The sequence below is a fragment of the Myxococcales bacterium genome (assembly GCA_012517325.1).
In the GTDB taxonomy this organism is placed as follows: domain Bacteria; phylum Lernaellota; class Lernaellaia; order Lernaellales; family Lernaellaceae; genus JAAYVF01.
The window spans coordinates 1-12,426 of sequence record JAAYVF010000052.1 but is presented as its reverse complement, the minus strand read 5'-3'; the positions used below and the strand labels follow the sequence as shown (position 1 = coordinate 12,426).

The following is a 12,426-nucleotide window of genomic DNA, read 5'->3' as shown; positions in this document are numbered from 1 at the left end:
CGGATCAGCAAAGAAAAACCCCCCGGATCCGTTCGTCCGAGGATCGTCACACCGGAAGGAGTCAGCCGATGTCGCAGGGTCCCGTCCTGATTTTGGTCGCCCATGCCGACGACACCGAATTTTTCGCCGGCGGCACCGTCGCCCGGTTCGTCGCCGAAGGCCGCGAGGTTTACGAGGTCATCGCCACCAACAATGAACGCGGCAGTTTCGAACTGGACCGCGAGACTTTGATCGCCGACAGCCGCGACCGCGAGGCCCGCGAGGCCGCCCGGATTCTCGGCAAGAAGGAAATTTTCTTCCTCGGCTATCCCGACGGCTTCCTGGGTGATACGCCGCTCAACGAAATCCGCGAAAAATTCATGCGGTTCATCCGCCGCCTGAAGCCGACCACCGTGATGACCTTCGACCCGTGGGCGCCGTTCGAACCGCACCCGGACCACCGCGCCGTGGCGTTCGCCGCGATGGAGGCGGCGGGCTTCTGCCATCTGCCGCTGTATCATCCCGAGCACCGGCAGGAAGGCCTGGCGCCGCATTTGGTGCCCGAGCTCTATTATTTCGCCAAGCGTCCGGCCAACGCGAACCGGGTCGTCGACATCACGCCCTACATCGAGAAGAAAATCGACGCCCTTTGCGCCCACGACAGCCAGATGAAGATGACCCTCGACGACATCCGCCTTTCGCTGCAAGCCACCGGCGCCGATCCGGGCCTGTTCACCATGCTCGACCGCGACAACTACCGGCCGGTGCTGGAAATGTTCACCCGCGGCTGGGCACAAAAGGTCGGCGCGACGAAAGGCTACGAATACGGCGAGGAATTCCGCGTCGAAGGGGCGATGGATCTGATCCGCGAGATCATGGGGTGATTGCCCAAATCCAGGGGCCGCGCCCGGAACGGGCTTGCCCCTGGCTGAATTACTCCGCCCTTACAGGGCGAAACCCATGGTCGTTTTTTATCGCCCTGGCGGGGCGGAAGGCGAAAGCGGGAGCTACTTCCGGCGCGGCAGGGTGTCGAATTCGACGCCGTGCGCGGCGGCCCAGGCGCGGGCTTTTTCGACGCCCTCGAGATATTCCTTCACGTCGTCCTCGTCCCCCTCGCCCTCGCCCGACAGCGACTGGTCGTAGGGGAACGGATCGTTCGGGCGGGTCAGCGCCCAGAGCACCTCGCCCATGCGGCCGACCTGATCGGGAACCTCGAAATTCGCCGCGTCGCAGTAATCCTGGAACGGCAGGCCCTTGGGGTTTTCCTCGTACGGAATCGGGTTGGGCAGCGCCGTGTAGGTCGTCAGATCCGCCGTGGTGTCGAAACAGTCGTACAGCGGCGCGGAGTACTTGGTGTATTTGCTGCCGGGCTGCGGCAGGCCGAGGATCAGTTCCATGGTGTGCCACAGGCTGGACATCGAATACAGCACGCTCGATACGTGGCCGCGCTTGACCCAGGAGCTGATCACCAGCGCGACGGTGCGGTGCGGATCGATGTGGTCGGCGCCCGACTGCGGGTCGTCCTCGGTGACGAAGACCGCCGTGTCGGCCCAGTGTTCGCTGTGCGACAGCCAATCGATCAGCTTGCCGAGACCGGCGTCGTTGTCGCCCAACTGGAAGCGGGCGGTCGGTGCGCCGCTTCGCGAACCGTAGGAGTGATCGTTGGGCAGGCTGATGTAGATGAAGGGCGGGAAGATGCCCAGTTCCCACTCGCGGATGATCTCGTCGGCCTTGACCTCGTCCGAGACGCCCTGGTTCCAGAAGCCGTACTTCATGTCGATGTAGGGCGCGTAGCGGTCGAAGTCCTCCATGAACCCGATGACCTGCCCGTAGGAGCGGAACTCGATGCCCGCTTCGAGCAGCCGCTTGAAGATCGTGCCGTTCGGCGGCCGGGTCGACGGATCGATGTCGGGCAGCGGGTAGTCGTCGCCGACGGCGAAACGTTTTTCGGCGTGATCGTTGAGCAGCCCGAAGGTGCCCCACAAGTGCCCGAGCACGCTGGTGTCGCCCTCGACGAACAGGTTGTCGCAAACCGCGAAGGTCTGAGCCAGGGTGTGGTGGTTGGGCGTCACGTCCCAGCCGAAGTTGAGGTTGCTCGGATCGCGTTCGGTGCCTTCGAGGTCGCCGAAAATCTGATCGTAGGTCTTGTTTTCCTTCAGGATGAAAATGACGTGCTTGATCTGCTCGCTGGGCGTGCCCCATGCGGTGGGGATCGGCGATTCGAGATCGACCGTATCGTAGAATGAATTGGCCCAGTTCAGCGCCTGGTCCTGGTGGTCGGTGTACTCGGCCAACTCCTCGGTGGTGGGAATGGCCACTTGGTGCACGGTCGACCGCCAGTTGCTGTACAGCCCCAGCCCGTAGGAACCGTAGCCCTTGCCGCTGGTGTAATAGAGGAACCCGCGGTCCTCGTCGAGCCGCAATTGCGTGACGTACCAACCGCCCGGGATGCGCCCGAGCACCTGGCCGTTCGCGGCGTTGAACACGGTGATTTCGTTGGTGCCCGTGCAAGCCACGTAGACGCGCTCGCCCGCGCGGTCGACGGCGACGGCGACCGGGCTGGCGCCCAGGCTGGTGGTCGACTCGTCGTAGATTTTCCAGGTCGCGGTCACTTCCTGCGCGTCGAGATCGACGACGCTGACCGTGTCGCTGTCGGAGTTGGCCACGTACAGCATGGCGTCGTCGGTCGAGATCGCAATGCCTTCGGGGTTGTCGCCCACCTCGATGTCGGCGACCGGTTGGCGGGTCTGCAGGTTGACGACCGTCACCATGCCGCGGCCGACGCTCGAGACGTAAGCCAGTTTGCCGTCGGCGGAGATTTTTACGTCGAGGCTGTACAAATGGGTGGGGATGGAATCGACTTCCTCGCCGGCGAGCAGGTCGACCACGGCCAACCGCTTGCCGTGCAGGCACGCCACGTACAGTTCGGATTCGTCGGGCGAGAGCGCCAGGCCGGACGGGTAGTTCAGAACGGGTATTTGGCGAACCTCGGCCGCCACGCCGCCCGTGTAGGAATATTCGAACACCACGTGGCTGCCGCCGCCGCCGATCCAGAACCGGTCGCCGGCCGCGTTCCAGACCGCGCCGCTGAAGAGTTGCAGAACGTCGAGACTCTGGAACGGCGTCATCGTCGCCGTGTCGATCAACCGGACGCGTTCGATGCCGGCCGATGCGGCGACCAGCGTCTGGCCGTCGGGGCTCACCGCGAGGTCGACGGGGAAGCGGTCGATGATCGTTCCCAGGCCGGCGGGCCAGATCATCCGGCCGTTGGGCAGCACGTACCGCTCGTCGTCGATCGGCCCCGGGCGGAAGTAGGCTTCGGCGGTCGGTTCCGGCAGCGCTTTTTCATCCGCGGCGGCATCGCGCCGCTGGTGCGACGAATCGCTGGCCGACGGTTCGCAGGCCAGCGCGAACAGGCCGAGGCAACACAGCAGCCCGGCGATCACCCATCCGTTTTTCATGAGCTTGTCCCCACGTCCCGGTTTTTCGTTATAATAGCAGCATTGGGCACCGGTTGCCAAACGCAAAGAAACTAGCCGGGTGTTGAAAAACACCCGGCGTGCGATCCAGGGATGGATCGCCATTTTCGGTAACTTCCGAAGTTGCCGAAAATGAAGCGAAAGAAAAACCACGCCTTTTGTTGAGCGCGGTTGAAAAAGGCCAGGACGGCCTTTTTCAACAGACTGCTAGACCGCCGGCCGGAACGGCGCCCGGCCGGGGCAAGGACGAACATGAACCGTATCATCCGCGTCATCCTCAACGGCGAATCGCTCGACGCCCCCGTCAACACGAGCCTCGCCGAATTGCTCGAACGACAGCCGCACCCCGGCAAATTTCCGCCCCTCGGCGCCATCGTCAACAACCAGATCTCCGGCCTGGGCCGCCGTCTGCGCGGCAATTCCACCGTCGAGACCGTCGATCAGACCAGCAAGGCCGGCATGGAAATCTACCGCCGCACGGCGGTGCTCCTGTTGACGTTGGCCGTCGAAAAGCTCTATCCCGGCTGCCAACTGGTGGTCGGGCAGTCCATCGCCCACGGCTATTTTTTCACGGTCAGCGGCCAGAAAACCACCAAGGCGCTGGTGCAGAAGCTGGGCGACGAGATGACCCGCCTGCGCGACGCCGACCTGCCGCTCAAATTCGCCATCGTGCCGGTCGAGGAAGTCATCCGGCACTACGAATCGCTCGGCCTGACCAGCAAGGCCGACATCCTGCGCATGGGCCGCGACAGCGAGGTGCTGGTCGCCAACCTGGACGAGCGCCTGAGCTTTCCCTACGGCCCGCTGGCGATGCGCACCGGCGTCCTGCAACATTTTTCGCTGATTCCTTACGAAGACGGCATGGTGCTGCGCTTCCCGGACCGCCACGGCCGCCCGGTGCGGCGGTTGTCGCCGCAGCCGCGCCTGTTCGGCGCCTTCCGCGAATCGCAGCGCTGGAACGAATTGATCGGCGTCAGCAACCTGGCACAGCTCGACCGGGCGCTGATCGACGGCAAGGGCGGCCACCTGATCCGCCTGTCGGAAGGCCTGCACGAAAAGAAGATCGTCGAGGTCGCCGACCTGATCGCCGCCCGCCGGCCGAAAACCCGCCTGATCCTCATCTCGGGACCGAGTTCCTCGGGCAAGACGACGACCTCCAAGCGGTTGGACATTCAACTGCGCGTCAACGGCATCGAGCCGGTGACCCTGAGCCTCGACAATTATTACCGCTCGCCGGACGAGACGCCCAAGCACCCCGACGGGCGGCCCGATTTCGAGCACATCGAGGCGCTGGACCTGGAGCTGTTGCAGGATCACCTGGTCAAGCTGATCGCCGGCCAGCGCGTCAACACACCGCTGTTCAACTTCACCGAACACCAGCGGCACGCCACCAAGACCCTGCCGCTCGAGGTGGGGCCGCACCAGATCCTGGTCGTCGAGGGCATCCACGCGCTCAATCCGCGCCTGACCGAAAACATCGACCCGGGCACGAAGTTCAAACTGTTCGTTTCGGCCCTGACGCAACTGACCATCGACGAACACAACCGCATCTTCACGTCCGACACCCGGCTCATCCGCCGCATCGTCCGCGACCGCCTGTTCCGCAATTACACGGCCGAGCAGACGATCTTCATGTGGGACAGCGTCCGGCTGGGCGAGCAATCGTGGATCTTCCCCTTCCAGGAAGACGCCGACGTGCTGTTCAACTCGGCCCTGATGTACGAACACGCCGTGCTGACCACCTACGCCAAGCGCTTCCTGATGGAAGTGCCGCGCGAATCCGCGGCCTTCGTCGAAGCCGACCGGTTGTTGCGATTCCTCGACCTGTTCATACCGATTCTGCCGGAGGAAGTGCCGGGGACAAGCGTCCTGCGCGAGTTCATCGGCGGCAGTGTCTTCAGCTATTAGACCGCGATTACCGCCGCTCGTTTCTCGGGGATGGGGCTAGGAAACCAACTGGAAGCTGCTGATCAATTCGCGCGAGAGCTTGGGGACGCGGACGAGCAGGGCCTGGATCTCCGCGTCGCTGAATTGCATCGCCTGCAGGCCGGGCGCGGCCAGGATGTCGAATTCCGCTTCCTGCGAATAGCTGGACAGGCCGAGGTAGCGGGCGAACAGATTGGCGACGTGCACGAGCAGCGCCAGCTCGCGCTGGTCGCCGGCCTGTTCGTATTCGTGATGGAACCGGATCGTCGCGTAAAGCGAATCGGAAAACCGCCAGGCCTTGGCGACCAGGCCGCCGACCACCGTGTGGTAATCGCGCATGACCTCGTCGAGAAAAACCTCCTCGAACGGCACGCGGTCGCCGAGTTCCTTGCTGATGCGCTCCAGCGTTTCGATCAGCAACGGCTTGCCGATGTCGTGCAGCAACCCGGCCAGAAACGCGTTTTCGCCGCTGACGTGGCGGACCTTGGCGATCTCCTGCGCGATCGTCGCCACCGCAAGCGAATGCTCCCAGACGCGCGCCATCGACGCCACGAACCGCTTGGACCGAAACACGCGCTCGCCCATCGCCACCGAAAAAACCAGGTCGTGCAGGGTTTTCATGCCCACCACGACGATCGCCCGCTGGATGCTCGAGACCTTCATCATGCCGGCGTAGAAAGGGCTGCTGGCAATCTTGATCAACCGCGCCGATAGCTGCTGGTCTTTTTCGAGCAGCGCGACGAAATCCTTGGCGGAGACGTTGGGATCGTTGGTCAGGGCCATGACCTGCGCCGCCACGTGGGGCAGCACCGGCACGTCCAGCTCGCCGGAGCGGACGCGCGCGGCGACCTTTTCCTTGATGAGTTGGTGAATCCGCTGCTGGCGCTCGATTTCGATGTTCGTCATGGTCTACTTATATACCAAAATTTTCGCCATAATAAACAGTCAAAAAAGCGGGATGATCGCGTTTTGTCCCGGTTGTCTCGATTCCGCGTAAAAACGGGGCGGAGGGCGGGTGGCGGACAATCTGCGCGAATTTTTCGCCCTGATGGGGCCGGCGGAGTGGCTGGTGCTCAGCCTGACGATCGCCGGTTCGCTGGCGATCTGGGGTCTGGCCTTGTGGTTTCTGCTCGCCCGGTTCCGCCGTTCGCGCCGGCCGCTTACCGGATTCCGCCGCTGCCTGCCGGCGGCGGTCTGGCTCGCCGCCGCGGCCTACGGCGCGCTGTTTCTCTACGCCCGTTTCGTCGAACCCGACGAACTGTACGTGCGGCGGCTTTGCTTCGCCTCGCCCAAGCTGCCGCGCGGCGAGACCCTGCGGCTGCTGCACCTCACCGACATCCACGCCCGCCAAGGGCGGGAAGCGCAACTGGCGCGGGCGGCGGACGCGGCGGCGGCGCTGCGGCCCGATCTGCTGTTGCTGACCGGCGACTACCTCTGCGATTACACCCACGGCGCGCCGACCGCTTTTTTGACCTTCCTGTTTCATCTGCCCGACGTGCCGGCCTACGCGGTGACCGGCAATTACGGCGGCCGTTACGTCCCCGATCCGTTTTTGGAAACCCTGGGCATCGAGACCCTGCACACCGAGACGCGCCTGTTGACGATCCGCGGCCTGCCGCTCGAGCTGCACGGCGCCAGCCCGACCCGAAGCGCGCCGACAGTGCGGCCGCGCGTCCATCCCGAATGGTTCGGCATATTCCTCGAACACTTCCCGGCGCTGTTTCCCCAGGCCGCCGCGGCGGGCTGGGATCTGTTTCTGGCCGGGCACACCCACGGCGGCCAGGTGCGGCTGCCGGGCTACGGCGCGTTGATCACCCTGGATCGCCGGGGCAAGGAATTCGAGTGGGGCGCGTACCGGCTCGGGGGCAGCGTCGGGTACGTCAACGCCGGCCTGGGGATGGAATGCACCGGCCTGCCGCAGGTGCGCTTTTTGTGTCCGCCGGAAATCGCCTTGATCGAGGTGACGGGAACCGGCTATTCGCCGAGGTAGGAGCCGGTCGCCAGGTGCACGCTCGCCACGCGTTCGAGGTTGCCGACCTGGACGCGGCAGGGATGGCGCAGACAGTGGATCGGCGCCTGTTCGTGCTCGTCGAGGCGTTCGAACTCGGCGTCGCTCAACCCCAGCAGCACGAACCCGGCCAGCACCGCGCCTTCCTGTTCGACGAGCGAATAGACCCATTCGCCTTCGAGGCGCTCGATCCGTCGCGTGTAGCCGGCCAGCGCGGCGGGCGAAAACGGCACGTCGCGCCCCAACTGCTCGCGCACCAGCACCGGGTCCATCAGTTCGTCCCAGACGAACAGCAACTGGCTGGCCAACAGGTCGTCGAACTGCACCACGAGCGCGGGCGGGTGAAAGACGGTGATGCCGTGGGCCGGAAAAAACTTTGCCAGAAACATGATGCCCCCGCCGGCGGCCGCGCTACGGCTGCCGGATCATCGCCAGCCGTTGCACGTCGAAACCCATCGCCCGCCAGAATTTCAGCGAACCGATGTTCTTCGGAATCACGTTGACGAAAATCTCCGCCGCCCCCAGGTTCGCCAGCCAGCGGATCGCGGCCTCGGCCAGCGCCTGGCCATAACCCTGGCGGCGGTGCGCCGCGACGACGAACAGGTTTTCCAGCACTCCGAGCGGCGATTGCACGAACGTCTTGGCCGGCATCGTCAGGTAGCCGTTGGAAAACGCGATCACCTGATCGTTCCGCAGGCCGACCAGAATGTACGAATCCTCGCGCCGCAGGTACTCCTCGAAGATGTTGCGCTGGTAGTCGACGGCGCCCGCCCGCAACCGATAATGAACGTTGACCTCGGCCGTCAGGTCCATTAGGTCTTTCCACAGACCGACGACCTCGTCCAGTTCCTGCCGGCGCGCGGGCCGGATGAGCCATTCGTTTGCCATGGCCTATTCTGATATCACCACCGGCGCCCCCCCGGCAAGGCGGTCTGCCTTGCGTCGCGCGAACGCAAACGGGACAATGGCAACCACCGAACGCCAACGTCACGAGGAGTCGAATCGCCCGATGGACTTTGTTCGTCCCGCCGCCGGAGCCCCAGCCGAAGGCGGCCGCCGATGAATGCGCGGCGGCTCGCGCTGGTGTTGATCGCCGCCTTGTTCCTGCTGACGGTGCTGATCGGCTGGCGGGTCGCGCTGCTGCCGCTGCTTTTCCTGAACGCGTTCGTGCTGCTGCACCTGGGCCTCGCCTCGCTGCGCCGCGTCCTTTTCACTTTGGCCGCCCGGCAAACTCCGTGCGAAACGCCGGCGCCGCCCGCCGATTTCGTTTTGCCGCGCCTGACCGCGCTGGTGCACTGCCGCGACGAAGCGGCCGCGTTGCCCGCCACCCTGGCGGCCTGGGCGGCCGTCGACTATCCGCGCGACCGCCTGGAACTGGTTTTCATCGACGATTCCAGCGCCGACGAAACACCGGGCCTGCTGGAAGCTTTTGCGCGCGACAAGCCGTGGGTGAAGGTCGTGCGTCGCGCCGCGCCCGCCGCCGGCAAGGGCGCCGCCCTCAATGACGGCCTGGCCAACGCCGCGCCCGCCGAGCTCGTCGCCGTGTTCGACGCCGACGCGCGGCCCGCGCCGGATTGCCCGCGCCTCCTGGCGGAACGGTTGGCCGATCCGACCGTGGCCGGCGTGGCGGGCCGGATGTCGCCGCTCGAGCACGATCACCCGGCGGCCGTGTACGCGGCGGTGGAAGCGGCGGTGCATCAGCGGCTGACCCTCACCGGCGCGGCGCGGCTGGGCGCGACGGTCGCTTTTTTGGGCTCGGCCTACGCGGTGCGGCGGTCGCTGCTGGATCCCGACGGTTTCGCCCCCGGCGAGCGGCTCGAAGACATCGAATTGTCGCTGCGCCTGCTGGCGGAAGGCTACCAGCTCGCCTGGGAGCCACGGGCCGTCTGCCGGCACCTGGCGCCCGCCGACACCGCCGCCTTCCGGCGACAGCGCGAAAGCTGGGCGCGCGGCTATCATCGCCTCGCCCGCCGGTATTACGCGCCGTTGGTGCTCGCCGCGCCCTCCCCGCTGCTGGCCTTCGACCGCCTGCTCTTCTGCGCCAGCTACCTCGACCGCTTTTCGCTGCTGGCCGCCATCGCGCTGGCCGCGCTCGCCCGCTGGGTGCTGCCGATCCTCTGGATGCCGTGGTGGTTCGTCGCCAGCGCGGCCGCGTTGCCGCTGCTTCAGATTCCGCTGGCCGTGCGCGCCGACGGCTGGCCCGCCACGCGCCGGCGCCGCGTCGCGCCCGCGCTCGCGTTGGTCTTCTGGGATTTCGCCGCCGAATGGCGCGCCCTGGCGGCCGACCTCGCCGGCAAACCCCTGCCCTGGCGGCGCGCCGACCGCGCCCCCGAGCCGCGAGGCGAATCGTGAACCGGCTGTGCGGCGCGATCGTCGCCCGCAACGGCGGGGCGCTGCTCGGCGAAGCCCTCGCCGACCTGACGGCCGCGCTGGGCGAGGACAACGTCGTGGTGATCGACAACGATTCGCGCGACGGCTCGACGCGGGCGCTGGCGGTGGCGGTGCGACGCGAACCGGTCAACCGCGGTTACGCCGCCGGCGCCAACCGGGCGCTGGCCTGGGCGCGCGAGCGCGGCGCCGACGGGCTGCTGCTGCTCAATCAGGACGCCCGGCTGGACGCGGCGAGCCTCGCGCGCCTGGCCGTCGTCTTCGCGAGCGACGCGAACATCGCCGCCGTTTTCGCGAAGGTCGTCGACCGCGACCACCCCTATGTGCTGCAAGGCCTCGCCGGGCGGCTCAACCACCGCCACAAGCTGACGACTGCGCTCGGCGAGGGACGGATCGATTCGGCGGCGCCGGCTTATCCGCTCGTCGTGCAACACGGTTACGGGGCCGCGCTGCTCCTGCGGGTCGACGCGGCGCTGGCGGCCGGCGGTTTCGACGAGCGCCTGTTCGCCTACCACGAGGAAATCGAGTTATGCTGGCGGCTGCGCCGGCGGCATTACCTCGTTGTGCTGGAGCCGCGGGCGGTCGTGCGGCACCGGGGGCCGGCCGGCGATCCGCGGCGCGAACGGGCCAAGGCCTACCTGGTGGCGCGCAACAGCGTGCTGGCGGCGCGGCGCAACGGCGGCCGGCTCGCCGCCGGGCTGGTGCTGTCGTGGGCGCTGGCGGCCGGAATCCTGTATTATGGGCCGCTCGCGCTGACCGGCGACGAGCGGGCGCGCGCCGCGCTCGCCGGCTGGTGGGACGGCCTGCGCGGCGGCGAAATCCGGCCCGCGATCCGCAACCTTCTTTAAAACGGGGGACGGAACCGACATGGCGCTTACCCCTCCGCGATTCTGGCATCAGGGGCGGACGATTCTGCTCGTCTCCTGGCTGTTGGCGAGCGTCAGCTACCTGTCGCTTTTTTTCGGCGCCACCTACACCGAAGAGGGCTTCGCGCCCGGCCGCCTGCTGCTGGGCCTGCTGTTCACGCAGGCGTTTTTTCTGATCGCCGCCCTGTTGTCGCATTACCCCGCCCTGCCCTCGCCGGTCGAGTGGGCGCGGCGGTATCCGCGACGGGTGTTCGCGATCTCGCTGGCCGCGCAAACCGCCGCGCTGATCGCCGTGGCGCTGACCATGCGCGTCTGGAACGACGAGGAATTCAACCTCGAGCAGGCCGCTTATTTCGCCCAGCACGGTTTGACGAAATGGCTCGCCGATTACGGCTCGATCAACTTCTGGCTCGGGCTGCATCATCCGCCGCTGCTGGCGCTGCTCTACGCCCTTTTCTACCGCGTGTGCGGCGCGCACCTGCTCGCCGGCCGGTTGTTCAATATCCTGTTCTCCGCCGCGGCGCTGGTCGCGGCACACCGTTTGGTGCGGCGGACGACCGAGGAACCGACGGCCGCGCTGGCCTCGCTGGCCTGGCCGCTGTTTCCGGTGTGGCTGTTCAACGGCGCGGCGGCCATTCTCGAGGGGCCGTTTCTGCTGGTGCTGCTGCTGACCGCCGACGCCTTCGTCGCGTTTCTGGAAAAGCCGACGCATCGCCGGGGCCTGGCGGCCGGCGGCTGGCTCGCGCTGGGGATGCTCTGCCGCTACAACATCGTGCTGCTGTTGCCCGGCCTATTGCTGCTTTTACTCGGCCGCGACCGGCGCGCCTTGTGGCGGAATCCGGCGACCGCTTGGATTGCCGTCGTGCCGCTGATCCTGCTGGCGCCGCTGGCCTGGACGGCGGCCGGTTCCGGCCTGCTGGCCACGCAAAAAGCCCAGCTCAGTTGGGTCTTTCTGCTGCTGCGGCCCGGCGGCGTCGCCTACATGCTCGGGATTCTGCTGCCGCTCTGGCCCCTGCAAGTCGGCGCGCACCTGATTCCGGCGGCGACGCTCTCGCTGGGCATGCTCTGGAAGGGCGAGGGAAAAAATCCGCTGCTGCTGACGCTGGGCGGCTGCTACCTGCTCTTGGTGCTGGTCATCCTGCCCAATCCGCGTTACTTCCTGCCGGCGGTGCCGTTCCTCGCGGTGGGCGCGGCGCGCCTGCTGCAATACCTGCGCGCGCGCGAAAAAGCCGACACCGCCGTCTGGCTGGGCCTCCTGGCCGCCTCATTGACCCTGACCGTCCTGGTGCTGACCGGCGCGAAGTGGGATGGGTTCTATCCGTTTTATTGAAATAGGTCGGCCAGAAAAGTCCTAAAGCTAATCGGTATAATTCCTGACGCAACGGGTGGCGGCGGAAATGTCCAGGCTGTTTTCCTTGTCCAGTTCGGTGATCGAACCGCCGTCATAATCGATCACCCAGACCAGGTCGACATCCTCCTGGTATTCCGTCGCCGACCAGAACAGGCCCGGTTCATCCGTCAGATCCTCCGGCCAATACCCGCCGTTACCGCCCGGACCGTGCAACGATTCGCAGCCTTCGCAAGCGGCGTTTTCGCAATCCGCCGAAATGCAAGCGTCCATCACGCCGCAAGCGCCGCCGGGGTAGTGTCAACAATCTTTCGCACTTTGGGTTAGGATCCTCTTTCGGTTGAGGGTTCCCAGCCGGTCGCCTTCCCCCGAGGGGGAAGGCGAAGCCCGGTCAGGCTACGCTTTCCCGTTCGCGGTCCGCGTCGCGGAGCC

At 66.2% G+C, this 12,426-nt stretch carries 11 protein-coding genes; 6 read left to right on the top strand and 5 right to left on the bottom strand.

Annotated elements, in window-relative coordinates; translation table 11 throughout:
- The first annotated feature begins 68 nt into the window (after positions 1–68).
- Positions 69–863: a PIG-L family deacetylase gene (locus tag GX444_09495; protein NLH48823.1), complete on the top strand. Its 795-nt coding sequence runs from the start codon at positions 69–71 to the stop codon at positions 861–863.
- A 123-nt stretch (positions 864–986) separates the two neighbouring features.
- Here the strand turns inward: GX444_09495 and GX444_09490 are convergent, their stop codons facing one another.
- Entirely contained in the window at positions 987–3,440 is a 2,454-nt protein-coding gene (locus GX444_09490) for a bifunctional YncE family protein/alkaline phosphatase family protein (GenBank protein ID NLH48822.1), read from the bottom strand.
- Positions 3,441–3,710: 270 nt separating this feature from the next.
- On the opposite strand from GX444_09490, the gene GX444_09485 reads away from it, so the two are divergent.
- A complete protein-coding gene (locus tag GX444_09485) occupies positions 3,711–5,366 on the top strand; it encodes a nucleoside kinase (protein ID NLH48821.1) in 1,656 nt (551 codons plus the stop codon).
- A gap of 36 nt (positions 5,367–5,402) precedes the next feature.
- Here GX444_09485 and GX444_09480 read toward each other — a convergent pair whose 3' ends face one another.
- The gene (locus GX444_09480) at positions 5,403–6,290 is read right to left on the bottom strand and encodes an HDOD domain-containing protein (protein NLH48820.1); all 888 of its coding nucleotides are present in this window, start codon (positions 6,288–6,290) and stop codon (positions 5,403–5,405) included.
- A gap of 109 nt (positions 6,291–6,399) precedes the next feature.
- On the opposite strand from GX444_09480, the gene GX444_09475 reads away from it, so the two are divergent.
- Positions 6,400–7,374, top strand: a complete 975-nt coding sequence (locus GX444_09475; GenBank protein ID NLH48819.1) for a hypothetical protein — start codon at positions 6,400–6,402, stop codon at positions 7,372–7,374.
- Here GX444_09475 and GX444_09470 read toward each other — a convergent pair.
- Both GX444_09470 and GX444_09465 read right to left on the bottom strand, forming a co-directional pair.
- On the bottom strand, positions 7,359–7,781 hold the full coding sequence (locus GX444_09470) for a gamma-glutamylcyclotransferase (GenBank protein NLH48818.1): 423 nt from the start codon (positions 7,779–7,781) through the stop codon (positions 7,359–7,361). The genes GX444_09475 and GX444_09470 overlap by 16 nt on opposite strands.
- A 22-nt stretch (positions 7,782–7,803) precedes the next feature.
- Positions 7,804–8,280 carry a GNAT family N-acetyltransferase gene (locus GX444_09465; GenBank protein ID NLH48817.1) on the bottom strand — a complete coding sequence of 159 codons (477 nt, stop codon included), beginning with the start codon at positions 8,278–8,280 and terminating at the stop codon, positions 7,804–7,806.
- 171 nt (positions 8,281–8,451) lie between these two features.
- Between GX444_09465 and GX444_09460 the strand changes: the two genes are divergently transcribed.
- From GX444_09460 to GX444_09450, 3 genes are read left to right on the top strand one after another with little or no spacing between them, the layout of a single operon-like run.
- Positions 8,452–9,744, top strand: a complete 1,293-nt coding sequence (locus GX444_09460; protein NLH48816.1) for a glycosyltransferase family 2 protein — start codon at positions 8,452–8,454, stop codon at positions 9,742–9,744.
- Entirely contained in the window at positions 9,741–10,628 is an 888-nt protein-coding gene (locus GX444_09455) for a glycosyltransferase family 2 protein (GenBank protein NLH48815.1), read from the top strand. Before GX444_09460 ends, GX444_09455 begins: the two co-directional genes overlap by 4 nt.
- Before the next feature lie 19 nt (positions 10,629–10,647).
- Positions 10,648–11,976 (top strand): glycosyltransferase family 39 protein, encoded by a 1,329-nt coding sequence (locus tag GX444_09450; protein ID NLH48814.1) that lies wholly within the window; start codon positions 10,648–10,650, stop codon positions 11,974–11,976.
- A gap of 27 nt (positions 11,977–12,003) precedes the next feature.
- Here GX444_09450 and GX444_09445 read toward each other — a convergent pair whose 3' ends face one another.
- Positions 12,004–12,267 carry a DUF1566 domain-containing protein gene (locus tag GX444_09445; GenBank protein ID NLH48813.1) on the bottom strand — a complete coding sequence of 88 codons (264 nt, stop codon included), beginning with the start codon at positions 12,265–12,267 and terminating at the stop codon, positions 12,004–12,006.
- Positions 12,268–12,426 lie beyond the last annotated feature (159 nt).

Excerpts from the sequence above, each read along its gene's own strand:
- GX444_09465 (NLH48817.1), bottom strand. The coding sequence starts at position 8,280 with ATGGCAAACGAATGGCTCATCCGGCCCGCGCGCCGGCAGGAACTGGAC.
- GX444_09445 (NLH48813.1), bottom strand. The coding sequence starts at position 12,267 with ATGGACGCTTGCATTTCGGCGGATTGCGAAAACGCCGCTTGCGAAGGC.
- GX444_09470 (NLH48818.1), bottom strand. The coding sequence starts at position 7,781 with ATGTTTCTGGCAAAGTTTTTTCCGGCCCACGGCATCACCGTCTTTCAC.
- GX444_09495 (NLH48823.1), top strand. The coding sequence starts at position 69 with ATGTCGCAGGGTCCCGTCCTGATTTTGGTCGCCCATGCCGACGACACC.
- GX444_09480 (NLH48820.1), bottom strand. The coding sequence starts at position 6,290 with ATGACGAACATCGAAATCGAGCGCCAGCAGCGGATTCACCAACTCATC.
- GX444_09490 (NLH48822.1), bottom strand. The coding sequence starts at position 3,440 with ATGAAAAACGGATGGGTGATCGCCGGGCTGCTGTGTTGCCTCGGCCTG.
- GX444_09485 (NLH48821.1), top strand. The coding sequence starts at position 3,711 with ATGAACCGTATCATCCGCGTCATCCTCAACGGCGAATCGCTCGACGCC.
- GX444_09450 (NLH48814.1), top strand. The coding sequence starts at position 10,648 with ATGGCGCTTACCCCTCCGCGATTCTGGCATCAGGGGCGGACGATTCTG.
- GX444_09460 (NLH48816.1), top strand. The coding sequence starts at position 8,452 with ATGAATGCGCGGCGGCTCGCGCTGGTGTTGATCGCCGCCTTGTTCCTG.